The organism is Actinomadura sp. GTD37, from assembly GCF_041951365.1.
Classification (GTDB): Bacteria; Actinomycetota; Actinomycetes; order Streptosporangiales; family Streptosporangiaceae; genus Spirillospora.
This window is the reverse complement of the sequence record NZ_JBGNUS010000001.1, coordinates 525,777-552,523: the sequence shown is the minus strand read 5'-3', so window position 1 is coordinate 552,523 and position 26,747 is coordinate 525,777. Positions and strand designations below refer to the sequence as shown.

General features: G+C 71.8%; 29 protein-coding genes, 2 tRNA genes, 1 other RNA gene and 1 pseudogene. 13 read left to right on the top strand and 20 right to left on the bottom strand.

Annotation, left to right across the window (positions count from 1 at the left end):
• Window positions 1-26 precede the first annotated feature (26 nt).
• Complete coding sequence (locus tag ACA511_RS02740; RefSeq protein ID WP_375022405.1) at window positions 27-386, top strand: hypothetical protein; 360 nt, start codon at window positions 27-29, stop codon at window positions 384-386.
• 350 nt (window positions 387-736) lie between these two features.
• Window positions 737-1,033, top strand: coding sequence for a hypothetical protein (locus ACA511_RS02735; RefSeq protein ID WP_375022404.1), 297 nt, complete (start codon window positions 737-739; stop codon window positions 1,031-1,033).
• A 74-nt stretch (window positions 1,034-1,107) separates the two neighbouring features.
• On the opposite strand, the gene ACA511_RS02730 is transcribed toward ACA511_RS02735, so the two are convergent.
• The 5 genes from ACA511_RS02730 to ffs form a co-directional block, all read right to left on the bottom strand.
• The gene (locus ACA511_RS02730) at window positions 1,108-1,653 is read right to left on the bottom strand and encodes a DUF5063 domain-containing protein (protein WP_375022403.1); all 546 of its coding nucleotides are present in this window, start codon (window positions 1,651-1,653) and stop codon (window positions 1,108-1,110) included.
• Window positions 1,646-2,245 carry a recombination mediator RecR gene (recR, locus tag ACA511_RS02725; RefSeq protein ID WP_375022402.1) on the bottom strand — a complete coding sequence of 200 codons (600 nt, stop codon included), beginning with the start codon at window positions 2,243-2,245 and terminating at the stop codon, window positions 1,646-1,648. The genes ACA511_RS02730 and recR overlap by 8 nt, the downstream gene beginning before the upstream one ends.
• Window positions 2,246-2,306: 61 nt before the next feature.
• Window positions 2,307-2,708: a YbaB/EbfC family nucleoid-associated protein gene (locus ACA511_RS02720; protein ID WP_375022401.1), complete on the bottom strand. Its 402-nt coding sequence runs from the start codon at window positions 2,706-2,708 to the stop codon at window positions 2,307-2,309.
• Between the two features lie 253 nt (window positions 2,709-2,961).
• Window positions 2,962-5,226, bottom strand: coding sequence for a DNA polymerase III subunit gamma and tau (locus tag ACA511_RS02715; RefSeq protein ID WP_375022400.1), 2,265 nt, complete (start codon window positions 5,224-5,226; stop codon window positions 2,962-2,964).
• A 91-nt stretch (window positions 5,227-5,317) separates the two neighbouring features.
• Window positions 5,318-5,413: signal recognition particle sRNA small type (gene ffs, locus ACA511_RS02710), an RNA gene on the bottom strand.
• Window positions 5,414-5,471: 58 nt separating this feature from the next.
• On the opposite strand from ffs, the gene ACA511_RS02705 reads away from it, so the two are divergent.
• From ACA511_RS02705 to ACA511_RS02695, 3 genes are all read left to right on the top strand, one after another.
• The gene (locus tag ACA511_RS02705; RefSeq protein WP_375022399.1) at window positions 5,472-5,816 is read left to right on the top strand and encodes a DUF952 domain-containing protein; all 345 of its coding nucleotides are present in this window, start codon (window positions 5,472-5,474) and stop codon (window positions 5,814-5,816) included.
• A 10-nt stretch (window positions 5,817-5,826) separates the two neighbouring features.
• Window positions 5,827-5,914, top strand: a tRNA-Ser gene (locus ACA511_RS02700).
• A 234-nt stretch (window positions 5,915-6,148) separates the two neighbouring features.
• Window positions 6,149-6,457, top strand: coding sequence for a type II toxin-antitoxin system VapB family antitoxin (locus tag ACA511_RS02695; protein WP_375022398.1), 309 nt, complete (start codon window positions 6,149-6,151; stop codon window positions 6,455-6,457).
• Here ACA511_RS02695 and ACA511_RS02690 read toward each other — a convergent pair whose 3' ends face one another.
• The 7 genes and pseudogenes from ACA511_RS02690 to upp form a co-directional block, all read right to left on the bottom strand.
• On the bottom strand, window positions 6,458-7,702 hold the full coding sequence (locus ACA511_RS02690; RefSeq protein WP_375022397.1) for a CynX/NimT family MFS transporter: 1,245 nt from the start codon (window positions 7,700-7,702) through the stop codon (window positions 6,458-6,460).
• 94 nt (window positions 7,703-7,796) lie between these two features.
• Window positions 7,797-8,507 (bottom strand): FadR/GntR family transcriptional regulator, encoded by a 711-nt coding sequence (locus ACA511_RS02685; RefSeq protein WP_375022396.1) that lies wholly within the window; start codon window positions 8,505-8,507, stop codon window positions 7,797-7,799.
• A 144-nt stretch (window positions 8,508-8,651) separates the two neighbouring features.
• A complete protein-coding gene (locus ACA511_RS02680; RefSeq protein WP_375022395.1) occupies window positions 8,652-10,136 on the bottom strand; it encodes a helix-turn-helix domain-containing protein in 1,485 nt (494 codons plus the stop codon).
• Window positions 10,137-10,618: 482 nt separating this feature from the next.
• A pseudogene (locus tag ACA511_RS02675) lies at window positions 10,619-11,131 on the bottom strand (PH domain-containing protein); the annotation flags it as partial.
• A gap of 10 nt (window positions 11,132-11,141) precedes the next feature.
• Window positions 11,142-11,300: a hypothetical protein gene (locus ACA511_RS02670; protein ID WP_375022394.1), complete on the bottom strand. Its 159-nt coding sequence runs from the start codon at window positions 11,298-11,300 to the stop codon at window positions 11,142-11,144.
• A gap of 123 nt (window positions 11,301-11,423) precedes the next feature.
• Entirely contained in the window at window positions 11,424-11,681 is a 258-nt protein-coding gene (locus tag ACA511_RS02665) for a hypothetical protein (protein ID WP_375022393.1), read from the bottom strand.
• A gap of 179 nt (window positions 11,682-11,860) precedes the next feature.
• A complete protein-coding gene (gene upp / locus ACA511_RS02660; protein WP_375022392.1) occupies window positions 11,861-12,499 on the bottom strand; it encodes a uracil phosphoribosyltransferase in 639 nt (212 codons plus the stop codon).
• Between the two features lie 255 nt (window positions 12,500-12,754).
• On the opposite strand from upp, the gene ACA511_RS02655 reads away from it, so the two are divergent.
• Window positions 12,755-12,967 (top strand): hypothetical protein, encoded by a 213-nt coding sequence (locus ACA511_RS02655; protein WP_375022391.1) that lies wholly within the window; start codon window positions 12,755-12,757, stop codon window positions 12,965-12,967.
• Window positions 12,968-13,122: 155 nt separating this feature from the next.
• Complete coding sequence (locus ACA511_RS02650) at window positions 13,123-13,608, top strand: tRNA adenosine deaminase-associated protein (RefSeq protein WP_375022390.1); 486 nt, start codon at window positions 13,123-13,125, stop codon at window positions 13,606-13,608.
• A gap of 26 nt (window positions 13,609-13,634) precedes the next feature.
• On the opposite strand, the gene ACA511_RS02645 is transcribed toward ACA511_RS02650, so the two are convergent.
• Window positions 13,635-14,960: an alkaline phosphatase family protein gene (locus tag ACA511_RS02645; protein ID WP_375022389.1), complete on the bottom strand. Its 1,326-nt coding sequence runs from the start codon at window positions 14,958-14,960 to the stop codon at window positions 13,635-13,637.
• 187 nt (window positions 14,961-15,147) lie between these two features.
• Here ACA511_RS02645 and ACA511_RS02640 point away from each other — a divergent pair, with 187 nt between their 5' ends.
• The 3 genes from ACA511_RS02640 (at window position 15,148) to ACA511_RS02630 (ending at window position 16,170) form a co-directional block, all read left to right on the top strand.
• Entirely contained in the window at window positions 15,148-15,585 is a 438-nt protein-coding gene (locus ACA511_RS02640; RefSeq protein ID WP_375022388.1) for a tRNA adenosine deaminase-associated protein, read from the top strand.
• A gap of 49 nt (window positions 15,586-15,634) precedes the next feature.
• Window positions 15,635-16,072 (top strand): tRNA adenosine(34) deaminase TadA, encoded by a 438-nt coding sequence (gene tadA, locus ACA511_RS02635; RefSeq protein WP_375024672.1) that lies wholly within the window; start codon window positions 15,635-15,637, stop codon window positions 16,070-16,072.
• 10 nt (window positions 16,073-16,082) lie between these two features.
• A tRNA-Ser gene (locus tag ACA511_RS02630) sits at window positions 16,083-16,170 on the top strand.
• 98 nt (window positions 16,171-16,268) lie between these two features.
• Here ACA511_RS02630 and ACA511_RS02625 read toward each other — a convergent pair.
• Window positions 16,269-16,694, bottom strand: a complete 426-nt coding sequence (locus tag ACA511_RS02625; protein WP_375022387.1) for a tyrosine-type recombinase/integrase — start codon at window positions 16,692-16,694, stop codon at window positions 16,269-16,271.
• Window positions 16,695-17,403: 709 nt separating this feature from the next.
• Between ACA511_RS02625 and ACA511_RS02620 the strand changes: the two genes are divergently transcribed.
• Window positions 17,404-18,513, top strand: coding sequence for a pentapeptide repeat-containing protein (locus ACA511_RS02620; RefSeq protein ID WP_375022386.1), 1,110 nt, complete (start codon window positions 17,404-17,406; stop codon window positions 18,511-18,513).
• A gap of 308 nt (window positions 18,514-18,821) precedes the next feature.
• Here the strand turns inward: ACA511_RS02620 and ACA511_RS02615 are convergent, their stop codons facing one another.
• Window positions 18,822-19,703: an EamA family transporter gene (locus tag ACA511_RS02615; protein WP_375022385.1), complete on the bottom strand. Its 882-nt coding sequence runs from the start codon at window positions 19,701-19,703 to the stop codon at window positions 18,822-18,824.
• Entirely contained in the window at window positions 19,703-20,368 is a 666-nt protein-coding gene (locus tag ACA511_RS02610) for a B3/4 domain-containing protein (protein ID WP_375022384.1), read from the bottom strand. Before ACA511_RS02610 ends, ACA511_RS02615 begins: the two co-directional genes overlap by 1 nt.
• Before the next feature lie 255 nt (window positions 20,369-20,623).
• On the opposite strand from ACA511_RS02610, the gene ACA511_RS02605 reads away from it, so the two are divergent.
• Entirely contained in the window at window positions 20,624-21,187 is a 564-nt protein-coding gene (locus ACA511_RS02605) for a helix-turn-helix domain-containing protein (RefSeq protein WP_375022383.1), read from the top strand.
• A 36-nt stretch (window positions 21,188-21,223) separates the two neighbouring features.
• Here the strand turns inward: ACA511_RS02605 and dnaN are convergent, their stop codons facing one another.
• From dnaN to ACA511_RS02590, 3 genes are all read right to left on the bottom strand, one after another.
• Window positions 21,224-22,369, bottom strand: coding sequence for a DNA polymerase III subunit beta (gene dnaN / locus ACA511_RS02600; RefSeq protein ID WP_375022382.1), 1,146 nt, complete (start codon window positions 22,367-22,369; stop codon window positions 21,224-21,226).
• Between the two features lie 64 nt (window positions 22,370-22,433).
• Entirely contained in the window at window positions 22,434-22,964 is a 531-nt protein-coding gene (locus tag ACA511_RS02595; RefSeq protein ID WP_375022381.1) for a methylated-DNA--[protein]-cysteine S-methyltransferase, read from the bottom strand.
• Window positions 22,965-22,972: 8 nt separating this feature from the next.
• Window positions 22,973-24,445: an AlkA N-terminal domain-containing protein gene (locus ACA511_RS02590; protein WP_375022380.1), complete on the bottom strand. Its 1,473-nt coding sequence runs from the start codon at window positions 24,443-24,445 to the stop codon at window positions 22,973-22,975.
• 287 nt (window positions 24,446-24,732) lie between these two features.
• On the opposite strand from ACA511_RS02590, the gene ACA511_RS02585 reads away from it, so the two are divergent.
• Entirely contained in the window at window positions 24,733-25,095 is a 363-nt protein-coding gene (locus ACA511_RS02585) for a nuclear transport factor 2 family protein (RefSeq protein ID WP_375022379.1), read from the top strand.
• Between the two features lie 153 nt (window positions 25,096-25,248).
• Here ACA511_RS02585 and ACA511_RS02580 read toward each other — a convergent pair whose 3' ends face one another.
• On the bottom strand, window positions 25,249-26,631 hold the full coding sequence (locus ACA511_RS02580; protein ID WP_375022378.1) for an MFS transporter: 1,383 nt from the start codon (window positions 26,629-26,631) through the stop codon (window positions 25,249-25,251).
• Window positions 26,632-26,747 lie beyond the last annotated feature (116 nt).

The following is a 26,747-nucleotide window of genomic DNA, read 5'->3' as shown; positions in this document are numbered from 1 at the left end:
CCCCCTTCCCCCCACGAAGGAGCAACATGGCCGATTCCGTCAAGATCCAGGTGACCGGCGCCCCCGATCAGGTCCGCCCCGTGCTGGAGCAGGTGCTGCAGGCCGAGGGCTTCCGCTTCACCTGGGAGAACCCCGGCGAGTGCATCATCGAGAAGGGCAGCCGCACCAAGGCGCTGCTCCTCGGGGCGTTCGCCACGCACTACAAGTACCGCATCATCCTCCGTCCGCAGCAGGACGGCACCGTGGTCGTCGACGCCGGCCTCGCCACGACCGGCATGTCCGGCGGCGCCATCGGCGTGGCCAAGGTCCGCAAGAAGCTGGACGAGGTCGGCCGCATCCTGGACGGCGCCTTCCAGCAGGCCGGCACCTTCCGCGCCCGCCTCTGACGCGCACGCCGTCGAGGGCCTGTCCGCCGTTGGCTGGAGATTTCGGTCCATGGAACGGTTGGTCGCGAAAGTGGAACCACGGCCCGTGTGGCGAACGTTCGAACGTCGCCACACGGGCTTTCGGCATCTGGACGGCGATGGCCGCCGGCGGTCGGTTGCGGACGTCCAGGATCGCCCGAGTCCGCAGTACGGATCTTCTCGGCGGACCACCAGGAAGCGGGGCAAAGCGTCTAGCTAAGGGGCACGGGGCGGGGTGTGCGGTGGTTCATCCCGTCCACCGGCGAACCGCTGCGTCCGTGCCGTGCCCCGGTCGGGCGTGCGCGGCGGTGACCGAGCTGATGGGAGAGCCGATGGCCGCGTTCGATGAGCTGCCGCGGATACGCAGGGGACCGCTTCACGCGCTGTACGCGGCGCTGCGGCGGCGCGCCCCGCAAGTGTCCGCGACGCTGCCGGACGACGACGAGACCGGGCTGCGCGTCGCGTACCGCGGTCAGTCGGGCGTCGTCGTCTGGGACGGCGACCTCCGCCTGTACGCGTGGACCTCCGGAGACGGCGGGCAGATCGGCTCGGACGCCGAGAAGGCGGCCGAGTTGGTCGCATGGACGCTCGGCGCCTCGGTGGGCTCCGGCGGTTCCGGGCGCGGCTGAGCCGCGCGGTTCCAAGCGCGGCCGAGTGGCGCGGCCCCTGGTCGACCGTGGCTCTGATCGAGGTGTGGCTCCGGTCAGGCTGTGGCGACTTCCGTGGAGACGTCCAGGCGGGCGTTGGCGACGAAGGCGTGCAGGGCCCGCAGCGCGGCGCCAGCGTGGTTGCCCCAGTGGTTGAAGTAGGAGTACTGCCACCACCAGAGCGCTTCCAGGGGACGGTCCTGGTTGTAGTGACGCAGCCCGTGGACGAGGTCGCTGGCGACGTCGACCAGGTCGTCCGACAGGCGGTAGGCGGTGGTCTCGGTGTCCTTGTAGGGGTCGAACACCTCGGCGTACTCGTCCAGCGCGACGAGGCGTTCGGCCAGGCCCTGCCGGACGGCGTCGAGGTCGGGGTCGTCGCCGACCTCGGGCTCCCAGTTGTCGGGGAGGATGACGTCGGCGCTGGCGCCGAGCTGCGCGCCGGCCAGGATGACCTGCGACACTTCGAGGAGGAGCAGCGGGATCGTGTGCGTCCCGCCGTCGCCGCGGGCGACCGCCTCCAGTCCGTTCAGGTAGTTGTCGACGTGGCACGCCACGCGCTCGGCGAGGGCGTTCCAGTCCTGCGGGCTGTTGGTGTCAGACATCGAGCAGCCTCCGTCCTTCGAATGCGCGGCCCAGCGTCACCTCGTCTGCGTACTCGAGGTCGCCACCCACCGGCAGGCCGCTGGCCAGACGGGTGACGGTGATGCCCATGGGCTTGACGAGCCGCGCGAGGTACGTCGCGGTCGCCTCGCCTTCAAGGTTGGGGTCGGTGGCGAGGATCAGCTCGGTCACCGTCCCGTCCGCGAGCCGCTGCATCAGCTCGCGGATGCGCAGGTCGTCGGGGCCGACGCCCTCGATCGGGCTGATCGCGCCGCCGAGCACGTGGTAGGTGCCGCGGAACTCGCGGGTCTTCTCGATCGCGACGACGTCCTTGGACTCCTCCACGACGCAGATGACATGGGGGTCGCGCCGGGCGTCCCGGCAGATCCGGCACTGCTCCTCTTCGGCGACGTTCCCGCACGTCCTGCAGAAGCGGACCTTGTCCTTGACCTCCTTGAGCGCCTTGCCGAGCCGTTCGACGTCGGCCGGGTCGGCGGCGAGCAGGTGGAAGGCGATCCGCTGCGCGCTCTTGGGGCCGACGCCGGGCAGCCTGCCCAGCTCGTCGATGAGGTTCTGGACCACCCCTTCGTACAACGGACCCCTCCTTTCCTAGTCTCGGTCCTGCCTGCGTGGTCGTCCGCGCGCCGCCGCGCGCTCAGGAGCCCTGGCCGCCGAGGCCGGGGAATCCGCCGGGGAGGTCGCCGCCTCCGCCGAGGCCCGGGATGCCGCCGGCGCCGCCGAGCCCCTGGGCGAGCGGTCCCATCTTCTCCTGCTGGAGTTCCTGCGCCTCGCGCCCGGCGTCCCGGATCGCGGCCAGGACGAGGTCGGCGACGGTCTCGGCGGTGTCGGCCGGGTCGTCGGCGTCGATGGCCTTCGGGTCGATCGACAGACCCGTGACCTCGCCCTGCCCGTTGACCGTCGCGGTGACGAGCCCGCCCCCCGCGGTGCCCTTCACCTCGGCCTCCGCCAGTTCGCGCTGCGCGGTGAAAAGCTGCTGCTGCATGGCCTGCGCCTGCTGCAGCAGTTCCTGCATGTTCAACTGACCACCGGGTTCCACGGTGCACTCCCTCTTCCGGCCCCCGAGGGCCTTCTCTCTGGCGCTCCGCCAGCCTCCGGACGTCCGTCCCCCGAGACTACGGGTTCGCGCCATGATGCGGTAAGTACGCCGGTCATGATCTTGGCGGGAGTGCTCCCACGCCTGCGCCTGGTCAAACAACCGCGGCGCCGCGCTGGGCGATGACGGGCCCCTGCCGGGGGTGATCCGCTCTCGGTGCCGCCGCCGGGCAGGAGCCCGGCGGCCCGGCGGACGGCTACGTGTTGTCGATCTCGCGGATGACCTGGCCGCCGAGTTCGCGCTGGATGAGGGCCATGCCGCTCATCTCGGCCTCGTTGCCCTCGGCGTCCGCGTCGCCTTCGGGGTCGACCTCGTCGCTCTCGTCCACGGGCATGGGCTCGTCCGGCGGAGGAGGCTCGTCCGGCGGCGGCGGCAGCGGCCCCGGGTCGACCTGCCTGCGCGGACCCTCGCCGTTCGCGGGGCGCGGGACGGGATTCGAGGACGCGTTCGGCCGTCCCCCCTGGGGCGCGTTCCGCGGGGACTGCGCTTGCGGGGCGCTGCCGAAGCCCCCGGATGCGGACGATCCGCCGTCCGCCGATCCGAAGCCGGAGGACGAGGCGGAGCCGAAACCGCCGTTCGGGCCGTTGCCGGCGGCGCCCGGCCGTCCGCCGCCGCCGGGGCCCTGGCCCGGGGGACGTCCGCCTCCGGACCCGCCCGCGCCGCCGACGACGGTCTCGATGCGCCAGTCGACGCCCATCCGCTCCTTGAAGACCTCGCGGAGGACGGTGTCTCGGCCGCCGTTGACGAAGCCCAGGCGGCGTCCCTCGGCGTCGAATCCCAAGGTCAGGACCTTGCCTTCGAGCGAGAGCGGCTGCACCCCGGCCATGATGACCATCCAGGTGGCGCGGCTCTTCTGCTTGACCGCCTCGACGACGTCCGGCCAGAGCCGCTGGATGGACGAGAAATCGACCCCGCCGCCTCCGCCTTCGGAAGGCGCCCCGGAGGAGGTCTGAGGGGAGCCGGTGGATTTCGGGCCTGGGCCTGTGGCGGGCGCGGGGGTCGGGGCTGGGCCTGGGGCGTGGGCTGGGCCGGCACCGGAACCGGAGCGGCTGGGGCGGTTATCCACAGAACTGCGTTCTGGCGGCGCCGCGGCGGGTTGGGGGTTGACACTGGAAGTGGGGTCGCCCCCCTGGGCGGGCGGGGTGGCTTCTCCACGCGACGTGTCTTCTCCGCGCGTACGAGGCGCAGCGCCATGCCCTTGTCCGCCGCCCCCCTGCCCCTGGGCGGGTGTCACCGGGGGCGCGGCCGCGAACGCTTGCGTCGGCCCGCCGCCCGCGTCCTGCCCTCCGGCCAGGCCGCCTTGGGCGGCTTGGCGTTCCAGGCGGTCGAGGCGGGCGAACATCGACGCCTCGTCCTCGTACGCCCCCGGCAGCAGGATGCGGGCGCAGATCAGTTCCAGCAGCAGCCGCGGGGACGTGGCGCCGCGCATCTCGGTGAGCCCGGTGTGCAGCAGGTCGGCGGCGCGCGTCAGTTCGCCCGGCCCCATCGAGGACGCCTGGCGCCGCATCGCGTCCAGCTCGTCCGGCGGAACGTTCAGCAGCCCCGACCCGCCCGCCTCCGGGACGTTCGAAAGGATCACCAGGTCGCGGACGCGTTCCAGCAGGTCGGTGGTGAAGCGGCGCGGGTCCTGGCCGCTCTCGATCACCCGGTCGACGGCGGCGAAGACGGCGGCGCCGTCGCGGGCCGCGAACGCCGCGATGACCTCGTCCAGCAGCGCGGAGTCGGTGTATCCGAGCAGCGAGACCGCCCGCGCGTACGTGATGCCCTTCTCGTCCGACCCGGCGAGCAGCTGGTCCAGGATCGAAAGCGTGTCGCGCGCCGACCCGGCACCCGCCCGCACCGCCAGCGGCAGCGCGGACGCCTCGTACGGGACGTCCTCAGCCTGGAGGATCTCCTCGACGAGCTCCTGCAGCACCCCCGGCGGGATCAGCCGGAACGGGTAGTGGTGGGTCCGGGACCGGATCGTCCCGATGACCTTCTCGGGCTCGGTGGTCGCGAACACGAACTTCAGATGCGGCGGCGGCTCCTCGACGAGCTTCAGCAGCGCGTTGAAGCCCCCGCTGGTGACCATGTGCGCCTCGTCGATGATGTACACCTTGAAGCGCGCCGCCACCGGCGTGAAGAAGGCGCGTTCCCGCAGGTCACGGGCATCGTCGACGCCGCCGTGGGACGCGGCGTCGATCTCGATCACGTCGATGTGCCCGGTGCCGGACGGGCCGAGCGCGACGCACGAGTCGCACTTGCCGCACGGGTCGGGGGTCGGCCCCTGCTCGCAGATCAGCGAGCGGGCGAGGATCCGGGCGCTGGACGTCTTGCCGCAGCCGCGCGGACCGCTGAACAGGTACGCGTGGTTGATCCGGCCGTTGCGCAGCGCCTGCTGCAGGGGCTCGGCGACATGCTCCTGCCCCTTCAGCTCGGCGAACGTCGCCGGCCGGTACTTGCGGTACAGCGCCAGACTCATCGGGGGACCGCCCTCCTGGAGAAGCAGAGCGTCGGAAGCACAGTGTCGCCTTGAATCACGATGTCGGCTTGATCCACGGTGTCGCCTTGAAGCAAAGGACCCCCCGCACACCCGCCAGAGCCTGTTTATCCTTGCTGCCTTCCGGCCCTGGGGAGGTTCACAGGATGACGCCATGCGAGGGGTCTGCCCAGAGTCTATGACATCCCCGGCCCTGGATTGCCACGCTTCCGCGTAGTCTCCGCGTCATGCCTTCCCCGACCCGGGACACGCTCCTGCACATCGCCGAACGAACCCACTGGGAAACCGCCCGCGCCGCGGGTGTGTCGTACACGATGTCCACGCTGGGCCGGACGCTGGACGACGAGGGCTTCATCCACTGCTCGTCCGAAATGGACCAAGTGGACGGCGTCCTCGCCCGCTTCTACGGCGCCGTCCCCAGAGAAGACCTGGTCCTGCTGGTCGTCGACGTGTCCCGGCTGGACGCCCCCGTCCGCCACGAGCCCGTCGGCGACGACGTCTTCCCCCACGTCTTCGGACCGATCCCCGTGTCCGCGGTAATTGAGGTCAGGTCACTGCCTCAGAACCGGTAGGCTTCACCGTGGAGGATTCGCCTAGTGGCCTAGGGCGCACGCTTGGAAAGCGTGTTGCGTGCAAGCGCTCGCGAGTTCGAATCTCGCATCCTCCGCCACACCGAGGCCGGTGCCCGACGCGGGCACCGGCCTTTCGCGTGCCGCCGCCCGGCCGCCCACCGGGCGCCCACCGGGCCCGGCCGGCGCTTCCCCGCCTCCGGCACCGCCGGACCGCAACTAAGTGACGAGTGGCCTGAGCTGCGCGGTAACTGGTTTACCAAAGGCGGTAACTCCAGTGACGCATGTTGTTATGTTGCCTTCTCCGCGTAGGGCCGACGCCGTAGACTCGGAGGGTGATCTTCAAGGCGGTGGGCGACGGGCGGCCCTACCCGGACCACGGGTTCTCCTCCCGGGACTGGGCCAAGATCCCGCCTCGACAGGTACGCCTCGACCAGCTCGTCAGCACCAAACGCGAGATGGATCTGCAGTCGCTGCTCTCCAAGGACTCCACGTTCTACGGCGACCTGTTCCCGCACGTCGTCCAGTGGCAGGGCGAGCTCTACCTGGAGGACGGCCTGCACCGGGCGCTCCGGGCGGCGCTGCACCAGCGGCTCGTCCTGCACGCGCGCGTCCTCGACCTGGACGCCGTCGACATGGGCTGATCAGCGCGAACGGGCGGGCTCCAGCGCGGGAAGCTCCTGCGGCCGGACCCGCGGACGCGCCGGCCGGACGAATCCGGGACGCGCGGCGAGCAGCCCGAAGACGACCTCCGGCACGACCAGCACGAGCAGGAGGACGATCGGAACGTTCCAGCCGCCCGTGGCGTCGTGCAGCACCCCGACCGCGAGCGGTCCGGCGGCGGCGAGGAGGTAGCCGCCCGTCTGCGCCATCCCGGACAGGCCCGCCGCCACGGACGGGTTCGGCGAGCGCAGGCTGAGCAGCGTGTAGGCCAGCGGGAACGCGCTGCCCGTGCCGATCCCGAGGATGAGGACCCACGTCCAGCCGGCGGACGGGGCGAGCAGCAGCCCGAGGGTGCCCACGACCATGGTGGCGGCGACGGCGACGACCAGGGGACGCTGGTCGCGCAGCCGCGCGGCGAACACGGGGACGACGAAGCCCAGCGGAATGCCGACGATCATCATGGCGGAGACCATCATCCCGGCGGCCGCGGGCGCGTAGCCGGCGTCCTGCATGATCTCCGGCAGCCACGACATCAGGACGTAGAACATCAGCGACGCCAGGCCCATGAAGGCGGCGACGTACCAGGCGGTCGGGGAGCGCACCAGCGACCCCTCGTCGCGCGGAGCCGGGACGGGGACGTCGGGCGCGCGGCGGGCGCGGCGGCCCCGGACGGCGAGCGGCCCCCACACGAGCACGGCGACCAGGGACGGGACGGCCCAGACGGCGAGGGCGAGCCGCCATCCGCCGGCCTCGTCCAGCGGCACCGCGAGCCCGGCCGCGACGGCGCCGCTGGCCGCCATCAGCATCATCGCGAGGCCGGTGAGCGAGCCCACCCGGGACGGGAACGCGCGCTTGATCACGGCCGGCATGAGGACGTTGCCCATCGCGATCCCCGCGCCCGCGAGGACCGTGCCGGTGTAGAGCGACACCGGCGACTGCACCACGCGCAGCACGATCCCCGCCGTGATCATGACGAGGGATCCGGCGATGGCGACCTCGGCGCCGACCCGCCGCGCCACCACCGGCGCGAGGCCGGCGAACGCGCCCAGGCACAGCACCGGCAGCGTGGTGAGGACGCCGACCTCGGCGCCGGACAGGCCGAAGACGTCCCGCAGGTCGCCGAGCACCGGGGAGATCCCGGTGATCGCGGCCCGCAGGTTGATCGTCAGCAGCACCAGCCCCGCGAGCGACCAGACGGCCGTGGCACGGGAAACCGGAGTCGTCACAGAACTGTTCATCACACCTTGCTCGTCATCGCGTCGTCCCGGCGTCGAGCGCCGGGTCATTTCTTGCCTGACCGCGCCTTCTGGGCGGTGGCGGTCAGGACTCGTGTACGGCCTCGCGCCTCGGCTCGGCGCCGGGCGGGGTGGTGGAGGCGAGGATCTGGTCGAGGCACGCGTGCGTGGCCCGGGTCGCGGCGTCGGCGTCGCCGGCCTCGACGGCGGCGGCGATGGGGCCGTGCGGGACGTCCGCGTGCTCCAGCAGGACGCCGGCCGCGCCGATGCTGGCCCGCAGCGCGGCGCTGAAGTCGCGGTAGAGGTCCGTCAGGACGCGGTTGTGCGTGGCGTCGACGACGGCGGTGTGGAAGGCGAGGTCCGCCTCGACGAACGCGGCGTGCTCGCCGGCCGCCCAGGCGGCGTCGCGGCGCGCGAGGGCGACCGCGATGGCGGCGACGTCGGCCTCGGTGCGGCGGGTGGCCGCGAGCCTCGCGGCCTCGACCTCCAGGCCGCGCCGGACCTCCAGGATCTCGACGAGTTCCGCCGTCTCCAGGCGCCGCCGGACGGCCCCGGACAGTTCGCTCGTCGCGCGCACGTACGTTCCGTCGCCCTGCCGGCTTTCGAGGAGTCCCGCGTGCGTCAGGGCGCGGACGGCCTCGCGGACGGTGTTGCGGCCGACCCCGAGCGTCTCCGCGAGGACCGGCTCCGGCGGGATCTTGCCGCCGACCGCCCAGGTTCCCCCGACGATCTCGTCCCTGAGCTGGCCGATCACCTGGTCGACCAGCGACGACCGGCGAGCCGTGCGCAGTGTCATCGCTAACCTCCGGTCAACCAGTCATCCCATGTTTAAGAGTAAAGGAGGATCGGACCGCGCTTGTTCCCGCGCACGGGGAGATCCGTCACATCGCCGACGGGCGCGCGCGCCGGGCGGCTGCGGCCGGGGTTCTGCCCCGCGCCGTCAGATGCCCGGGTCGTCGTGGGGGCCGTGCAGGGACGGCGTCCTCGCACCGGCGGGCGGCGACGTGGTCAGGGAGGCGGAGAGACCCGCTGCCTGGAGGGCCTGTCGGTAGGCGGTGGCCGCGCCCTCGGAATCCTGGACGAGTTCGAACAGCTCGCCCAGTTCCCGGAACAGATGCGCCGCCGGACGGCCCGGAGCCAGCATCGCGAGCTGGTCGGACGCGGCACGCAGCACGACCAGGGCCGCCGTGCGGTCGCCCTGGGCGACGCGTGCGCGCGCCAGGACGAGCCTGGCCAGGATGGTCTTCTGCGTGCGGACGGCGAGGTCGCTGCCAGGCTGCGGGGTCACCGACATGGTGCGGCTGCTCGGCGGGGCGGCGAGGGCCATCCCCGTGTCGAGGAACCGTTCCAGGGTGGCGATCGCGTCGTCCAGTTCGCCGACGAGGACCAGCGCGCGCGCTTTGGCGAGCGTGCTCTCGGTGCTCTCGTCACCGTCGAGATCCGTCGCGCCTTGCAGGAGATCCAGTGCCTCTTGCGCGGCCTCACGCGAGCCCTCGGGCCGCGGACGTTCGAACGCGCCGGACGGCATCGCACCCGGCGGCGCGATGACGGAGAACGGGAGGACTCCCCTGAGCAGTGCCTTTGCGCCGGCGAGGGCGAGACGGGCACGGCTCTGCACGGGCGTGGCGTCGGTGCGCGCCGCCAGGGCCTGATCGGCGAAGTACAGCGAATCGCCGACGGTCCCCTCGTCCAGCGCGCGCATGCTCGCCCGCTGGTAGTGGACGCTCACCGGCTCGGTCTCCGCGGACTGCTCGGGGTGGAGGAGGCGCCGTCCGAGCTCGTGCGCGCGCGCCGGGTCGGAGCGATCGACGTAGGCGAGCAGCAGGATGCGCCCGGCCTCGGTGTACTCGTGGCCGACGCCGAGCCCCAGCTGTTCGAGCCGTGCGACGGCGCGCTCGCCGAGCGCGATCGCCTGCCCCAGGTCGCCGACGGTGTGGTAGCACCTGGCCAGCGCGATCACGGGCGGCAGCCAGCTGGCCCGGCCCGGGTCGCGTTCGGCCTGCTCGCGCAGCTCCTCGAACAGCGCGATGGCGGCGTCCGTCCGGCCCAGCTCCTCCAGGGCGCGGGCGCGGCCCCAGCGGGCGCGGGACGTCAGGTCGGGATCGTCGCTGCGGGCGATCACCTCGTCGAAGCCGGTCTCGGCGGTGGCGGCGTCGCCGCGCAGCAGCGCGAAGTGCGCGTGCCGCTCCCGGACCTCGAGGTGGGCGCGCTGCTCCGGCTCGACGCCCTCGGCGAGGTACTCCGGGGTGCAGCCGAGGCGCTCGGCCAGCATGCGCAGGACGGTCGGGGTCGGCGTGCGCTTCCCCGACTCGATCAATGAGATGTAGCTGTCGGAAAGGTCGTGACCGGCGAGCTGTGCCTGCGACAAGCGTCTGGTCAGCCGCAGGTTGCGGACACGTTCGCCGACATTGCCTGGACCCGGCATGTGGACTCACTTAGCGGAAGTAAACAGGCGGCTGGGGTGCCGACATGATTGCACATTGCGGGTAATCGCACATCGAGAGCAATGAAGCGGGGATCGGAGAGACCGTCCGGCCGGACCCGTCCGGCTCCGGCGCGCACGCTGCTGGAACGCGGTGGCGCGGCGGCCCGTGCCACTGGCCCGTGCCGCTGGATCGTCCGGCGGTCGCGACGTCTGTCACCCCGCCGACGGTATCCGACCGGGCGCGCAAGATCTCGGACACCGCCGATATTGACCAGTCCGCCGCGCTTTCCGGCCACCTGTTCCGTCTCGGCGCGGCGCGCGGATTCCCGGCCGTCCGGCCGGACGTCCGGCGCCGGGCCGCGGAATCACGGCTCGGGGTCGGGGCCGCCCGCGGGGCCGGACGCGGTCGGGACGTCGTCCGGCTGCTTGGGCCGGCGCGGCGGCGGAGGCGGCGGAAGCGTCTTCTCCGGCGGCTCCGGGTTCTTGTTCGGGAAGATCATTTCGCAGACTTCGAGGTACAGCTGCTCGGGGTAGGGCAGGTAGTCCACGTTGGTGAGCGCCTGGTCCTGGCCGGCGGACTCCAGGATGAACTCCCCGTAGCCGAGCATGCGGCCCGCGATCGTCCGCTTGAAGCTCATGTCGGTGACCTTGGCCAGCGGCATCATCGCGACCCTGCGCGTGATCAGGCCGGTGGTCAGCAGCATCCGCTGGTTGGTGATGACGAAGTAGTCGACGGACCATTCGGCCACGCGCCAGACGAACCAGGCGAGCAGGATCAGCCAGCCCCACCAGATCCAGCTGATGACCGTCGTCCCGCCGCCGCTGGCGACGGTGTTGCTCAGCACGCCCGCGATGATCAGGCCGCCGAGGACGAGCCCGACCGGGACCATCAGCACGGCCGGATGCCGCCGCACCGTGATCACCTGGTTCTCGTGCGGGAGCAGGTACTTGTTGACCGACGCGGGCGCCGAGTCGCCGGGGGTGACGAGTCTCATCGCGCCCCCGTCACGCGAGCGCGTTGACGAAGGTGGCCAGGGAACCCGCGGCGGAGGCGATGCCGTTGGCCGCGCTCTCGACCGACTGGGCCGCACCGTCCGGCTGCTGGATGACGTAGAAAGCCACGAAGGCCGCAGCGGCCCACGTCATGTACTTCTTTGCGGGCACCGCAGCCTCCCGGAGCGTTGACTCACGAACCCCGGTTCAGTTTCGCACAGCCCGTCCGACCGGCAAAGCAAGGGCTGTGGCGCGTTGCCGTGACCCAAGGGGCGCCGCGCCGGCGAAGGTCCGTTATGGGGCGTTGTCCAGCGACGACCGGGCCGCCTTGCGGCGCTTCTCGGCCGCGACCGTCGCGAGCACCTCCAGGTGCCGGCGTGCGATGCGTTCCACGAGGTCGGGCGGCGCCGCCCCGGTGACCTCCTCGGCGCCGTAGCGCGCGGCGGAGACGCACCGGTCCACCGTGTCGGCCCCGTGCACCCCGTCGAACTCCTCGGTGAGCCGCTCGCCGATCGCGGCGAAGCGCGGCAGATCGTCCCCTTGGTGAGCCATCACGTTGTCCTCGTCGAGGTCGCTCGCACCGCCCGGTCCGTTACGGTCCCCTGTGCCGGGACGGCGGAGGGGAACGCGCGCCGGCGTTCCGTAGGGGGTTGCTACCCCCTGCGCACCGGAACGAACATCGCAGGTCACGTCGGGTTTCGAGGGCCGGACGGGCCCGGCGGCGGCCGGTTTCAGACGACGCCGTAGAGGCGGTCCCCCGCGTCCCCGAGGCCGGGCATGATGAAGCCCTGCTCGTTCAGGTGGGAGTCGATCGCGGCGGTGACGACCTTGATCGGCGCCGTGATGCCGGTGAACGCCTGCTCCAGGTACTTCAGCCCTTCGGGCGCGGCGAGCAGGCAGATCGCGGTGACGTCGTCGGCGCCGCGCTCGACCAGCAGCCGGATCGCGGCGGCGAGCGTCCCGCCGGTGGCGAGCATCGGGTCGAGGACGTAGCACTGCCGTCCCGACAGGTCGTCCGGCAGCCGGGTCGCGTACGTCTGGGCCTGCAGGGTGCCCTCGTCCCGGATCATGCCGAGGAACCCGACCTCGGCCGTGGGCAGCAGCCGCGTCATCCCGTCCAGCATGCCGAGGCCGGCGCGCAGGATCGGCACGACGAGCGGCTTCGGGCTCGCCAGCTGGACGCCGCGCGCCTCGACGAGCGGGGTCCGGACGGTGGCCTCCGCGACCCGCACGTCGCGGGTGGCCTCGTAGGCCAGCAGGGTGACCAGCTCGTCCGCCAGGCGCCGGAAGGTGGGGGAGTCGGTGCGGACGTCCCGCAGCGTGGTGAGCTTGTGCGCGACGAGGGGGTGATCGACGGCGAGGGTCTGCATGGGCTCACCGTAGCCCACCCCGTCCGCCCGGCCGGACCCTGCCGATCCAGGATAGGACGCCGCTGAGCTGGGCAGTATGGCGATATGAACAGCGAACGCGATCACCAGCCGAGAGGACCGGCGCCGGCGCGCGAACCCGCGCCCGATCCGCCCGGTCCGGGGGCGCCGCCGCCCGGATCCGCCGCTCCCGGACCTCCCGGGACGCCCGGACCCGCCGCTCCCGAGTCCGCCGCTCCCCCGCCTGCCGACGCCGCGGTGACCGAAGTCACAGAGCCGGACGCCCCGCCGCGTCCGGGCCCCCAGGGCAACATCTCCCCCGAGGAGGTGCGCGAGCACCTGCGCCGCCGGGCGATCTTCCTGCGCGAGCTGGCGGAGGCCCGCGAGCTGCGCCGCCGGGTGACGCCGCACCGGTCCCGCCGGGCGCGGATCCACGCGGCGCTGCGCCGCCGCACCTTCCGCATCAATTGATGCGGATTGGATAGGTTCTTGGCGCCAGGTACCAATACGTGGTGTCGACTCCCGGTCTTACTCGGGGGTGCGGCGCCGAGTTTGACGGTGGGGCACGCGAGCGCGCGCCGCATCTGCGACCATGCCCTGGCAGGAGACGCGCCGGTGGGGTGGAAATGACGGATGTGGACGCGACGGACTTCGCCGTGGTGGTGTACCGGGAAGACGAGGGCTGGGAGGCCGAGATCCTCCCGGTCGCGCTGACCGAGGACCTCGCGGGGCTGGTCCATGCCCTGCGCCAGCAGCCGAGCCTCGGCGGCACGGTCGGGCTGGTCTCGGTCGGCGACGACTTCTTCGTGGCGATCCGGCTGCTCGGCGACGACGTCATGGTGTTCCTGTCGGACGTCACGGCCTCGGTCGACTGGCCGCTGGCCGGCCAGGTCCTCGACTACCTGGACATCCCGATCCCCGACGACGAGGAACTCGACCAGGTCCTCCCGGTCGGCGACATGTCGATCTTCGCCGATCTCGGGCTGGACGAGATGGAGCTCGGCGCGATCTCCGGCGACCTGGAGCTCTACCCGGACGAGATGCTCCTCAGCATCGCCGGGCGCATCGGCTTCGCCCCCGCCTTCGAACGCGCCCTCGACGCCGTCTCCTGAGCCGCGGCGCCCGGCCCGCCGTCCGGTCAGGCGGAGCCCGGGAAGCCGTTGGCACGGGCGTAGGCGCTGAGGCCCGCCCAGTCGTCGCCGGTGTGGCTGTGGGCCGGGTCCAGGCAGCCGAGGCTGATCGGGCGGCGGGCGTCGTAGCGGGGTGCGCGCAGGTCGGGCGGCCCGGAGAAGTCGAGGACCTCGGCGATGTTGCGGGCGGCGGCGTCCCGGACGGTCAGCGGCTCCAGGCCCCAGCGCCACTCGATCGCCTTCAGGACGGACGTGTGGTCGTACACCTCGTGCGCGACGGCGCCGCGCCGGGCCCGCGGGGAGATCAGCAGGCACGGGACGCGGAAGCCGCGCAGGCCGGTGCCGAGGTCCGGGCGCGGGTCGGGGCCCTCGGGCGGCGGGACGTGGTCGAAGAACCCGCCCCACTCGTCGTAGTTGATCACGAAGAGGGTGCGCGGCCAGTTCGGCGAGCTCACGACCGTCGTGTAGACCTCGTTCAGGAACGCCTGCCCGAACCGGATGTCGGCGAGCGGGTGCTCGTCCTCGGACATGCCCGGCAGGAAGAGCTCCCCGAGGAAGCCGGGCTCCACGAAGCTGACGGCGGGCAGGCGGCCCTTCCTGGCGTCGCTGCGGAACTCGGTGATGTGCCGGCTGATGTCGAGGTGGCGCAGCCCCCAGAGCGCGGTGATCGGCGCGTCGCTGAAGTAGTAGCGGCACGAGACGCCCTTGGCCTTCAGCCGGTCCCAGATCGTGGTGACCTCGGAGATCGTCAGCGCGTTGTCGATCCGGTCGGTCTGTGCCGCGTGCTGGAAGATCCGGTTCGGGAACGTGCACGACATGATCGCCGAGAAGTAGCGGTCGCAGACCGTCCAGTCGAGGGCGGCGTGGCCGTGGAAGCCGAGGTCGGGGCCCTCGTAGTAGCCGATGGAGAACACGTCGTTGTCGCCGGCGCGCAGCCATCCGTCGCATGCGCCGCCGTTGTACTCGGCGCGTCCGCCCTCGTAGGAGTGGTCGGGGTCCTGGAACCCGCAGCCCCACGGCGCCTTCAGATGGTGGGTGGCGTGCTCGTTGCCCGCGGCGTCGGTGTAGGCGAGTCCGGCCTGGCGGCCGTCCGCGCCCGGGACCCAGCCCATGTAGTGGTCGAAGGACCGGTTCTCCATCATCACGACCACGATGTGGTCGATGCCGGAGTCCTCCGGGTCGGGGAGGTCGGCGACCGGCGCGCGTTTCGCCGCCGCGAGCTGGGCGGCATGGGCCTCGGTGGAGGATCCTCCGGCGGCGCTCGTCGCGAGGATCGCCGCGGCGCCCGCCGTCCCCGCGAGAAACCCGCGCCTGGTCAGTTCGTCCGCACCCATGGCTCTCCTCCCGGAAGGGGACCGCTGTGCAGTATCCGGACCCGTGGGGCGCGGGGGAAGGACGGCGGGCCGTCCGCCACCGGACAAAACCCGAAGTTTATTCACGACTGTTGCCGGGCACGCGGTGCCCGGATTCCGCCGCCGCGAAGGGTGTGACCATGGCAACCACGTGGGTCACAATGAGCACGTGTCATACTTCGCCGCCGTGTTCGCGCAGACCCCCCAGGGCTGGGTCGGCACCGAGGCCGTGCTCGCCGAGGCGGACCACGTCGACGACGTCGCCGACCTGATGCGGGAGGCCGCAGTCGAGTCCTACGGCGACCCGGTGCTGCTGATGATCGAGCAGGACGACGACTGGTTCGCGATCGTCCGGCTGGACGGGGAGGGCGAGCCCCGCGCCTACGTGTCCACCGTCCGCGAGGACCGGCTCGGCTCGCTGTTCCAGCAGCTCGTCGGCGAGGTCCCGGACGGCGACCCCGCAGGCGACCCGGCCCTCCTCCACGACCTCGGGCTCGACGCCAAGCGGCTCGCCGACCTCGGCGAGCGCGCCCTCCCCGGCGACGCCCTCCTCACCGTCGCCGAACACGCCGGTTTCGGCGAAGAGTTCGACCGCCTCCGTGACTGACCGGAACGACCCGGCGGCCGACCCGGTGCTCGCCCGGTTCGCACCGGCGATGCGGCGGGCGCTCGCGGAGGCGCGCAAGGCGGCGCAGGAGGGGGAGATCCCGGTCGGGGCGGTCGTTCTGGACGCGTCCGGCGCGGTCATCGGCACGGGCCGCAATGACCGCGAGCGCTCGTCCGACCCGACCGGGCACGCGGAGATCGTCGCGATGCGGGCCGCGGCGGCGTCCCTCGGGACGTGGCGGCTGTCGGGCTGCACGCTGGTCGTCACGCTGGAGCCCTGCACGATGTGCGCGGGCGCGTCCGTCCAGGCCCGCCTGGACCGCGTCGTCTACGGCGCGGTCGACCCCAAGGCGGGCGCGGCCGGGTCGCTGTGGGACGTCGTCCGCGACCGGCGGCTCAACCACCGCCCCGAGGTGATCGCCGAGTTGCTGGCCGACGAGTGCGCCGCACCGCTTATCGAGTTCTTCACGAACCGCAGAGTCAGGTAGGCTCTCCCGCGGTGGTGTCGCCTAGTGGACGAGGGCGCACGCCTCGAAAGCGTGTGAAGTGCAAGCTTCCGTGGGTTCGAATCCCACCACCACCGCCACCCGAACGGCCGTTCACCTGGCCAGACGCCTAGAGGGCGGGACCGATGGTCCCGCCCTCAGCGCTTTCTAGTCTCAGTTTTAGTCTCGTTTGCCGCTGCTAGGCCGCCCCCTGACCCCCGTCGGGGTCGTCGTCCTGGTCCTCAGTCGGCTCCCAGAGGAGTCCCGCCACGCGCTCCGCGACGTCGCTCCGGATGACGTCGCTCATGTGCTGGTACCGCTTGGCCATGGAGGCGCTCGACCACCCCATGATGGCCATCGCGGTCGGCGTCGGCACTCCCAGGATGAGGAGGACCGTCGCGGCCGTGTGCCGAGCGTCGTGTAGCCGGGCCTCGCGGAGGCCGGCCGTCACGAGGAGGGCTTTCCACTCGTGGTAGTCAGTGAAGGGGTTGAGCGGCTCACCGTCCGGCTTGGTGAAGACGTATCCCTTGTCGGCCCAGAGTTGCCGCGCCTGCTCACGCTCGGCGTCCTGCTGAGCCCTGTGCGCCTTGAGAAGCTCCAGGAGCGGCGCGGGTAGCCCGATCATTCGACGTCCGGCCTTGGATTTGGTGCGGCCGGTCTCCGCCCGAACCTGTTGCCCGGCGTGACGGGCGCGCGGCCCGACCGGTCCCGCCGCGCCGCATCCGCCCGACCGCCGAGGCATAAGCGTTGACCTAACCCGCGAGCAGATATCGATTCGCCTTATGTGCAAGAATATGCACCGCCACGGGGAGGGCAGCTTCGTGATATGTCCAGCATCCTGCACTAACTAATCTTCGGAAGGGTTGCGCCCCGCTCACTCTGTCTCATTCCGAAGCGAGCGGAGTCAATTGCTTCCAGGGTTCGGCTCACGACATCGCTCAGACGCTGTGCGCCGACGGTCAGAGGCTGTCCGGTTGAAGCGGTCGGCAAGCTCCACGGAGTGACGGCGGCCTAGCTTGTCTGCTGCGTTGGGAGGCGAGCGAGGACCCACTCACAGAAGATCCGAACGCAGGTCAGCAGAGTGAGAGCCGCCGATGGTGCGGTTCTAAGCAGTTGACTGAACGGGCAAGGTTGAAAGTGTGGCCACGCCTGGTCGCCTGCCGCACTCACGTCCCCGCGGGTCGTTCCAGTTGCAGATTGTTACCGCGATGACGAGTTCTCCCCTTCCTCCGTCCGCCAGGAGTCGCCTTGCTCGGTCCAGCCCTTGTCGATGACCACACCGTGCCCGAACCGGGCCCGCCCGGCGACGGTCCTTCGCCCCGTGGGCTCTGCCTGTGAGCGACTCTGAAACCGAGGGCGACGGTCAGGAACAGGGGCAGGACGAAACCGCCCAGGCGCCACCCACCAGGCGGTCACTCAGGATCACGTTGCCGACCCAGGATGAACTCGACCGACTCCCCGCCGAGGTGCGACTGGAGTTGCGCGACCGACACCGGGCCGAACGACATCAATGGCTCAACTCGCTGGGCATTCTGTTCGGTGTGCTGTTCACCGCAGGCAGCCTGGTCGCCACCGGTATGGCCGTGCGCACCTCCCAGGAGGACCTGCGCAACTCTCAGAAGAACCTGAAGGTCGCCCAGGAAAGCCAGCTCACCGACCGATACGCCAAGGCCCTCGAAGCCTTAGCCGACGACGACACCACCATCCGCCTCGGCGCCATCCACGCCTTCACCCGACTCCTGACCGACTCCCCCCGCGACCGTGACGCCATCACTGCCCTGCTGGCCGGCTTCACCCGCGAACACGACCCCGCACCCACGATCAAGCAGGCCAAGCTCCCCATAGAACCCTCCACCGACATCGCCGCCGCACTCACCACCCTGGCCAACAACCCCTACCCCGTTCCGCCCCTCGACCTCCACCAGATCCGCACCCCCCACATCAGTCTTCCTAAAGCCCACTTCAGCAAAGCCAACCTGAACGGCGCGGACCTGCACTACGCGGACCTGATCGGCACGAAGCTGAGCGGCGCGGACCTGCGCGTCGCGAACCTGCGCTACGCGGACCTGAGCGGCGCGAAGCTGAGCGGCGCGGACCTGCGCGTCGCGAACCTGCGCTACGCGGACCTGAGCGGCGCGAAGCTGAGCGGCGCGGACCTGCGCGTCGCGAAGCTGAGCAGCGCGGACCTGAGCGGCGCGGACCTGAGAAGCGCGGACCTGAGCGGCGCGAAGCTGAGCAGCGCGGACCTGAGCGGCGCAGACCTGCGCGGCGCGAACCTGAGCGGCGCAAACCTGAGCGGCGCAAACCTGCGCGGCCCGGACCAGCGCAGCCCGGACCTGCGCGGCGCGAACCTGAGCGGCGCGGACCTGCGCTACGCGGACCTGAGCCAGAGTGCAGATGAGATCCGCCGGATAGCGAAGACCGACATAAAAACCAAGTTCTGAAGGACTCGGGCCCACTCGTGCCAGCCAGCGGGGGCCGTTGAGCAGTCTCACTTCTAGTCTCAGTTGGTCGCCGACCGAGGTTCGTTCAGGCTCGTTCATGGGCGTCTGGCCACGAACGCCGAATAGCCTCCTACGTGCCTTGACGACGCCTGAGTGAGTGCGAAGTACTCCGGCGATCATGAGTGGACAGGGGGTCGCAGACCTCGAAAGCGTGTGAAGTGCAAGCTTCCGTGGGTTCGAATCCCACCACCACCGCCTGTGCCGAGGGCCGCGACGCAGTTCGCGGCCCTTTCGCTTTTCCTGGGGGCTCAGCCCACCGTGACCAGTGCCACGCCCGCGACGGCAACGGCCATGCCCACCCGCTGGACGACGCGCAGGCGCTCGCTGTAGGCGATCCTCGCGAGCAGCACCGTGATCGCGGGGTAGAGGGACGTGAGGACGGCGGCGAGGCTGAGCATGCCCTCGTGGACGGCCAGGAAGTACAGGACGTTCGCACCCGCGTCCAGGCTGCCGGACAGCAGCGCCAGCCCGATCAGCGTCCGCCCGGACACCTTCGGGCCCCGGTCGCCGCCGCGGACCGCAAGGACCAGCAGCGCGACCGCGACGATGACCAGGTTGCCCAGCCGCGCGCCGACGATCGGCCACAGGCCGCTGCCGTCCCCGGCCTCCTTCAGCAGGACGAAGAAGACGCCGAAGCAGGCACCGGATATGCCGGCCATGAGGGGGCCCGAGTCGAGGAGCCGGCGCCGGCCGGCCGCACGCGGCGCCGCGGCCCCCGCGGTGTCGTTCGCCTCCATGCTGACCAGCCCGATCGCCACGAGGCAGAGCAGCACCCCGAGCAGGACGGACGCGTCCAGCCGCTCGCCCTTCGCGATGCCCGCGGCGACCGGGAGGACCGCGGCGGCGAGCGCCGACACGGGCGCCACCACGCTCATCGGGCCCCGGGCCAGCGCCCGGTAGAACGTGATCAGCCCGGCGCCGCCCGCGATCCCGGCCACGAATCCCCAGGTCATCGGCATCGCGCCGGGGCTGCCGCCGCTGAGCAGCGCGGCCGCCAGGACGACCCCGAGGCCGATCGGCACGCACCAGGTCAGCGCCCGGATCGCCGTCGAACCGCGGGTCACGGTGCCGCCGAGGAAGTCGGCCACCCCGTAGGCGAGCGCGGCACTCAGCGCGAGGATCGTGACCATCAGCGTCCGCCGAGCAGCCGGCTTTCGATCCGCGCGTCCGGTGTGATGGCGCGGAGCCGCTCCGCGAGCCGCTCGCCCGCCTCGGCCAGCCGCTCCAGCGGGTACGGCTCCAGGCGTTCGAGCAGGAAGAGGGCGTTCTTGGTGTGCTCCGTCACGCGCGTCCGGACGCACTGCCGCCAGTTCCAGCGCCGGCACGTCACGCCCGCGTCGTCGCGCCAGACGACCTCGCCCGCGTTGGGGTGCTCCACGGCGGGCTCCCCTCCGGCGACCACGTCGAACGGCTCGTCGCCGGTGGCGCGGACGAGCCGGGCCGGGCCCTGGTAGGCGTCGAGGTCCTCGCCGCCGATCGGCAGCGCGTACTCGATGCTGACCGAGTTGTAGGCGTCCACGACCTTGTTGATGGACGGGAGCGCGTCCGTGCGGCGGAGCAGCGCGTCCACCGACGGCCGGGTCCGCTTCGGCTTGGCCCCGAACGCCTGGTACGCCTCCCGCCACGCCGCCACGTGCGGGTCGCCGGCGTCGGCCTTCCCGGCGGCCTCGGCCAGCCAGCCCTCCGACACCTGGTCGCCGGGCCCGTTCACCAGCCCTTCGGCGGTCATGACGAGCACGGCGAAATCGGGCCGCAACTCCCGGACCGCCTCGTCCACGGCAACCCGCTCCAACATCCCGAACCCTCCAACGGTCACTTTAATGGTATGTCCATAACACTATACCGACCGCTCGGCGCATACGGTGGAGTCGCCGCGACCGGGCGGAACGCGCGGACCGCACCGCTGGAAGCCGGAGCGTCGCGGCCGCGTGCCGGGGCGGAGCCGGGCTGCGGGAAACTGATCGCGACGGTGCGGCGAAGCGATGCGCGCACCTCGCGCGGCGGGAGGGCGTCCGCTCGCCCGGCACGCCGGACCAACGCGGGAGGGTGATTGAGCGGGCAGGAGGCGATCGGGGAGGCCGTGGCGCGGACCGTCCGCGCGCTGCGGGCCGGCCACGGGTGGAGCCTGGACGAGCTGGCCGGACGCGCCGGCGTGAGCAAGGGCGTCCTCGTCGGGCTGGAGCAGGGGCGCGGCAACCCGAACCTGGGCACGCTCATCCGCATCTCGGACGCGCTCGGCGTGCCGTTGACGCGCCTCGTGCAGGTGGAGGTGGAGCCGCCGGTGCGGATGTTCCGGCCCGAGCGGCACGTCGTCCTGTGGGAGGGCGAGCACGGCGGGACGGGGACGCTGCTGGCGGGGAGCGACCCGAGGCCGTCGCTGGAACTGTGGAACTGGGTGCTCCAGCCGGGGGAGACGCGGGAGAGCGACGCGCACGTGCCGGGCACCAAGGAGATCGTCTACGTCCAGCGGGGCACACTGACCCTCGGCGTGGACGGCAGGACGGAACTCGTCGACGAGGGAGCCGCCGCCGTGTTCGTCGGCGACCGCCCCCACGCCTACGGGAACGCGGGCGAGGACGAGGTCCGCTTCGTCCTCGCCGTCCTGGACCTGTGACGCTGGGCGCGGGCGGTCAGGACGTGCAACGGGCGGTCAGGACGTGAGGCGGACGGGCATGGCCAGGTAGCGGTAGCCGGTGTCGGACTCGGGCGGGGCCTCCTCGTCGTCCTTCTTGTCGGGGATGGCGGTGAGGAGGGCGGCCTTGGTGGGGCCGGCGCATTCGAGGCGGGCGTACTCGGCGTCGATGCCGGCCAGGCCGTCCAGGAGGTACTGCGGCGCGAAGGCGATGTCGATGTCGTCGCCGGTGAGGGTCGCGGAGAGCGCCTCGTTGGCGCGGGCGGAGTCGCCCGTGGCGGCGCGGATGCGGACCTCGTCGGCGGTGAAGGCGAGGCGGATCGGGGTGCCGCGCTCGGTGACGAGGGCGGCGCGTTTGATCGCCTCGACGAACGGGGCGACGCGGATCTCGGCGACGGACGACCAGGTGCCGGTGAGGCGGGACCGGTAGTTGATGTACTGGTCGTCCAGCAGGCGGCTGGTCATGCTGCGGCCGCCGCCGGAGACGCCGATGAGGGTGTCGGCGGCGCCGCCGAGGTCGATGGCGACCTCCGCGCCCCGCTTGATCGACTTGGCGGTGTCGGCGAGGGTGCGCGCGGGGACGACGACGCCGGCGGTGAAGTCGGGGGCGTCGGGCGACCACGTCAGCTCGCGCGCGGCGATGCGGTACCGGTCGGTGCAGGCGAGCCACATCGTGTCGCCCTCGATGTCGATGCGGACGCCGGTGAGCATGGGCAGGGTCTCGTCGCGCCCGGCGGCGGGGGTGACCTGGGCGACCGCGGCGGCGAACAGGTCGCCGGGGACGGTGCCGGCGCGGGCGGGCGGCTCGGGAAGGGTGGGGTAGTCCTCGACGGGCAGCGTCAGCAGGCCGAACTCGGCCGGGCCGCAGCGGACGACGACCTCGGAGCCCTTCGTGAAGACCTCCACGGGGTGCGGCGGGAGGTTGCGGACGATGTCCGACAGGAGGCGGCCGGGGACGAGGACGCGGCCCGGCTCGGCGACGTCGGCGTCCTCCCGGGCGTGCGCGGACACCTCGTAGTCGAACGCGGCGAGGGTGAGCCCGCCCTTGTCGGTGACCTCCACGAGCATCCCCGCCAGGATGGGGAGCGCGGGGCGCGTCGGCAGCGTCCGCGCCGCCCATGCGACGGCGTCGGCGAGCGTCTGCCGGTCGACTCGGAACTCCACCTCGATCAGCCTCCAAGGGTGAACGGCTACGTTGAGCACGTTAGCCGCCGCCTCTGACAAACGGTCAGAAGAGCGTTGCCCCGTCGGCTCCGGTGCGGGTCTCGCGCTCGAAGTCGAGGAGGTGGCGCTTGCGGTCGAGGCCGCCGCCGTAGCCGGTGAGGGAGCCGGTGGATCCGACGACGCGGTGGCAGGGGACGATGACGCCGACCGGGTTGCGTCCGTTGGCGAGGCCGACCGCGCGGGCCGCGGACGGGCTGCCGATCTCGGCGGCGAGTTCGCCGTAGGTGGTGGTCTCGCCGTAGGGGATCTCCTGGAGTGCCGCCCAGACGCGCCGCTGGAACGGCGTCCCGTGGAGGTCGAGCGGGACGTCGAACGCGGTCAGTTCCCCGGCGAAGTACGCGGTGAGCTGCGCGGCGACGGTCGCAAAGGGTTCGGTGTCCGGGTCGGCGAGCGCGCCGAAGGTCTCCTCGGACGGAAGGTGCCGCTGCATCTCCATGTAGAGCCCGGACAGGGCGCCGTCCGTCGCCACCAAGGTGAGGGGGCCGACGGGGCTGTCCAAGACGACGTGTGTAGAGGTGGCGACTTGTGTAGACATGAGGTTCCTCAGTGTGCGGGAAGCAGGTTGATGGGATGGTCGCCCGTGGCCCACAGGTACTGGACGGCGTAGGCCCGCCAAGGGCGCCACTGGGCGGCGCGCCGGGTCAGCGCGGCAGGTGTCGCCGGCAGGTCGAGGGCCTTGGCGGCGGCTCGGATTCCCAGGTCGCTCGGGATGAAGGCGTCCGGATCGCCGAGCGCGCGCATCGCGATGGTCTCGATCGTCCAGGGGCCGAAGCCGGGTAGCTCGGACAAGCGCGCGCGGGCCTCGTCCCAGTCGCTCCCTACGCCGAGGTCGATTCCGCCGTTCGCGAGGGCGTCGACGAGGGCGAGGAGGGTGGTGCGCCGGGTCTTCGGGAAGGCGAGCGCCTCCGGGTCGAGGTCGGCCAGGGCGGACGGCGTCGGGAAGAGGTGCGTCAGGCCGCCGCCGGGGTCGTCTATGGGGTCGCCGTAGGCCGTCACCAAGCGCGCCGCATGGGTGCGGGCCGCGGCCGTGGACACCTGCTGGCCCAGGACGGCCCGTACGGCGAACTCCGGGGCGTCCACAGTGCGTGGCACACGTCGTCCGGGGGCCTTGTCGACCAGCGGCGCCAGGACGGCGTCGGTGCGGAGCAGATCGTCCACCGCGATGGGGTCGGCGTCCAGGTCGAGCATCCAGCGGCAGCGGCTGATCGCGATCGTGAGGTCGCGCAGGTCGGTGAGGCTCAGCGTGCAGGCGACGTGGTCGGGCGTGGGCCGGAGGGTCGCGATGCCGTGTCCGTGGGGGAGGCGCATGGCGCGGCGGAACGCACCGTCCCGCCACTCTTCGACGCCTGGGACGGCGGTGGCCGTGAGATGCCCGAAGAGGTTGTCCGGGCAGAGCGGCGCGCGGAAGGGCAACCGCAGGGAGAGCGTCCCTGAGCCCGCAGGGGGATGTCCCTTGGCGACACGGTCGCGCAACCCGGTGGGAGTGAGCGCGAACACCTCGCGGACGGTGTCGTTGAAGGCGCGGATACTGGCGAACCCCGCCGCGAAGGCGACGTCCCCCATCGGGAGGGGCGTCGTTTCGATGAGGAGACGCGCCGTCTGGGCGCGCTGGGCTCGCGCCAGGGCGAGTGGACCTGCACCCAGTTCAGCGTTGAGCTGGCGTTCGATCTGGCGTGTGCTGTAGCCGAGCCGTCCGGCGAGGCCGGGCACGCCCTCGCGGTCGACGACGCCGTCCGCGATGAGGCGCATGGCCCGCGCGACGGCGTCCGCCCTGTGGTTCCATTCGGGCGAGCCAGGGGAGGTGTCGGGCCGGCATCGCTTGCAGGCCCGGAACCCGGCCTGCTGCGCCGCGGCGGCGCTGGGGTAGAAGCGCATGTTCTCGGGCTTGGGCGGGACGACCGGACAGCTAGGACGGCAGTAGATACCGGTGGTCACCACCCCGGTGAAGAACCATCCGTCGAAGCGGGCGTCCTTCGACTGGACGGCCCGTACGCACCTTTCCACGTCCTCGTGCATGCACCCAGCATCACCCATGGTGGTGCGCCGTCACTAGCGGAAAAGCGACATCAACGTCGCTGCCGCTACGATCCCGGAATCATGGAGCAACCGCCCGATAGTCCCGTGTTACCGGCTTCCGAGCCCGACGAGGTGGTGCTGAGGCCGCCGCGCCCCCTCAGATACGCCGATCGGGTCGTGCTCGGTTGACCGGGTATGACGTCCCAGGTAATCGATCTTCTGTCGCGATGTTGGCAGCGTGGTGGTCACCGGGGGACGAACACGGTCGATCAGACGGGAGTCATGACATGAGCGACGTTCAGCAGCGGGTCGAGCGGTACCTGGCCATCTGGAACGAGACGGACCCGGCCGCGCGGCGCGCCGCGATCGACGAACTGTGGACGGACACCCCGGTCTACGTCGACCCGCTCGGCGTGGCCGAGGGACGGGACGCGATCGACGCGTTCATCGGCGCCGCGCAGCGGCAGTTCCCCGGCCTGGTGTTCCGTCCGGCGGGCGCCGTCGACGCCCACCACAACGTGGCGCGCTTCACCTGGGAGCTCGGCCCCGAGGGCGGGCACGCGGTCGCCGCCGGCTTCGACGTGGCCGTCTTCGGCGACGACGGCCGCTTCGACCGCGTGACCGGTTTCCTCGACAAGGTCCCGGTCTGAAGGGCACTGCCCAATCGGCGGCGTGCCGGACGCCTCCACGGCGTCCGGCACGCGAACCTTCAGAGCCGGCCCCAGCCCCGCCTCGTCGATCCCGGCGGAAGCCGATGACGGTGCGAACCCTGCCACCGGGTTCGAGGTCCGCGGCGGCCCCTTTCAGGCGCGGCGCAGGAACGCGCCGACGAGGGCCGCTCCGGCGAGGACGACCACGGCGTTCACCGCCGTCGCGGTGTGCACGCCGCCGAGGACCGAGGAGTTCGCGGTGGCCACGGCGCTCATCACGGGGATGCCGAGCGTGATCGCGACCTGCTGCGTCATGGTGGCGAGGCCGGTCGCGAGGCCCTGCTCGCCGTCCGGCAGCCCGGACGTCGCGATCCCCATGAACGCGACGATCGCGACAAGGTTCCCGAAGCCCCCGATGGCGGTGGCGGCGAGCAGCAGGCCGAGCCCGCCGCGCGACTCGCCGAGGCCGAGCAGCCCGGCCGTCGCGGCGGCCTGCAGGACGAGTCCGGAGACGAGCGCCGCCCGGCCGCCGAGCCGGCCGATGATCCGGGGCGCGGCGACACCGCCGGCGAACGTCCCGGCGCCGAGGACGCCCAGCGCGAGGCCCGTCGCGAGCGGCGAGAAGTCCATGACCTTCTGGAGGTACAGCGTCAGCAGGAACACCAGCGATGTTTCAGTGGCGAAGGCGACGAACCCACCCACGTTGCCCCAGGTGACGGTCCGGCGGGTCAGGACGCGCGGCGGCGCGAGCGGTGCCGCCGAACGCCGCTCCACCAGGACGAAGGCGACGAGCAGGACGGCCGCGACCGTGAGCGCGCCGATCGCGGGCAGCGAGATGCGCGATCCGGCCGCCGTGATCCCGTAGACGAGCGCGAGGAGGCCGCCGGTGACGGTCACCGCGCCCGGGATGTCCAGCTTCGCGCCGTCCCGCGCCCGGCTCTCGGTGACCACCGCGGGCGTGACCGCGAGGATCACCACCGCGACCGGCACGTTGACCAGGAAGGCCCAGCGCCAGCTCAGCAGGTCGGTGAGCACGCCGCCGAGGATCGCGCCGGTGGTGAACCCGGCCGACATCAGCGCGCCGCTCAGCCCGAGCGCCCGCGTCCTGAGCCGCCCCTCCGGGAAGGACGTGGTGAGCAGCGACAGGGCGGCCGGTGTGGCGACCGCCGTGGCCAGCCCTTGCAGAATCCGCCCGAACAGCAGCATCGCCGGTGACATGGCCAGCCCGCCGATCAGGGACCCTCCGGCCAGGAGAGCCATGCCTGCGAGCAGCATCCGCCGCCGTCCGAACAGATCGGCGACGCGGCCGAACAGGAGCGTGAAGCCGGCGGCGGGAAGGGCGAACGCCGTCGCGATCCATTGCAGGTCGTCCAGGGCGAAGCTCAGCCCCCTGCCGACGACGGGCAACGCCACGTTCAGGATGGAGAAGTCGATGGCGAGCATGAACTGCGCGCCGAGCAGAAGGGTCAGAACCAGCTTGTTCCGCGACGACATCCGCTCGATGGGAGCGGACACAGGCGTGATGAGTGCGGTCATGCGACCGACCATCGCTGCCTAGGGCGCGCTTACCCAGACCCCGCTTGTTCGTACCACTCCCAGTAGCAGGTTCAGAGAACCTGGGAACCAGAACGAACCTGGTTTCCCAAGCATGG

Excerpts from the sequence above, each read along its gene's own strand:
- ACA511_RS02740 (WP_375022405.1), top strand. The coding sequence starts at position 27 with ATGGCCGATTCCGTCAAGATCCAGGTGACCGGCGCCCCCGATCAGGTC.
- ACA511_RS02735 (WP_375022404.1), top strand. The coding sequence starts at position 737 with ATGGCCGCGTTCGATGAGCTGCCGCGGATACGCAGGGGACCGCTTCAC.
- ACA511_RS02730 (WP_375022403.1), bottom strand. The coding sequence starts at position 1,653 with ATGTCTGACACCAACAGCCCGCAGGACTGGAACGCCCTCGCCGAGCGC.
- ACA511_RS02715 (WP_375022400.1), bottom strand. The coding sequence starts at position 5,226 with ATGAGTCTGGCGCTGTACCGCAAGTACCGGCCGGCGACGTTCGCCGAG.
- ACA511_RS02705 (WP_375022399.1), top strand. The coding sequence starts at position 5,472 with ATGCCTTCCCCGACCCGGGACACGCTCCTGCACATCGCCGAACGAACC.
- ACA511_RS02685 (WP_375022396.1), bottom strand. The coding sequence starts at position 8,507 with ATGACACTGCGCACGGCTCGCCGGTCGTCGCTGGTCGACCAGGTGATC.
- ACA511_RS02680 (WP_375022395.1), bottom strand. The coding sequence starts at position 10,136 with ATGCCGGGTCCAGGCAATGTCGGCGAACGTGTCCGCAACCTGCGGCTG.
- ACA511_RS02665 (WP_375022393.1), bottom strand. The coding sequence starts at position 11,681 with ATGGCTCACCAAGGGGACGATCTGCCGCGCTTCGCCGCGATCGGCGAG.
- upp (WP_375022392.1), bottom strand. The coding sequence starts at position 12,499 with ATGCAGACCCTCGCCGTCGATCACCCCCTCGTCGCGCACAAGCTCACC.
- ACA511_RS02650 (WP_375022390.1), top strand. The coding sequence starts at position 13,123 with ATGACGGATGTGGACGCGACGGACTTCGCCGTGGTGGTGTACCGGGAA.
- ACA511_RS02645 (WP_375022389.1), bottom strand. The coding sequence starts at position 14,960 with ATGGGTGCGGACGAACTGACCAGGCGCGGGTTTCTCGCGGGGACGGCG.
- tadA (WP_375024672.1), top strand. The coding sequence starts at position 15,635 with ATGCGGCGGGCGCTCGCGGAGGCGCGCAAGGCGGCGCAGGAGGGGGAG.
- ACA511_RS02625 (WP_375022387.1), bottom strand. The coding sequence starts at position 16,694 with ATGATCGGGCTACCCGCGCCGCTCCTGGAGCTTCTCAAGGCGCACAGG.
- ACA511_RS02615 (WP_375022385.1), bottom strand. The coding sequence starts at position 19,703 with ATGGTCACGATCCTCGCGCTGAGTGCCGCGCTCGCCTACGGGGTGGCC.
- ACA511_RS02610 (WP_375022384.1), bottom strand. The coding sequence starts at position 20,368 with ATGTTGGAGCGGGTTGCCGTGGACGAGGCGGTCCGGGAGTTGCGGCCC.
- ACA511_RS02595 (WP_375022381.1), bottom strand. The coding sequence starts at position 22,964 with ATGTCTACACAAGTCGCCACCTCTACACACGTCGTCTTGGACAGCCCC.
- ACA511_RS02590 (WP_375022380.1), bottom strand. The coding sequence starts at position 24,445 with ATGCACGAGGACGTGGAAAGGTGCGTACGGGCCGTCCAGTCGAAGGAC.
- ACA511_RS02585 (WP_375022379.1), top strand. The coding sequence starts at position 24,733 with ATGAGCGACGTTCAGCAGCGGGTCGAGCGGTACCTGGCCATCTGGAAC.
- ACA511_RS02580 (WP_375022378.1), bottom strand. The coding sequence starts at position 26,631 with ATGACCGCACTCATCACGCCTGTGTCCGCTCCCATCGAGCGGATGTCG.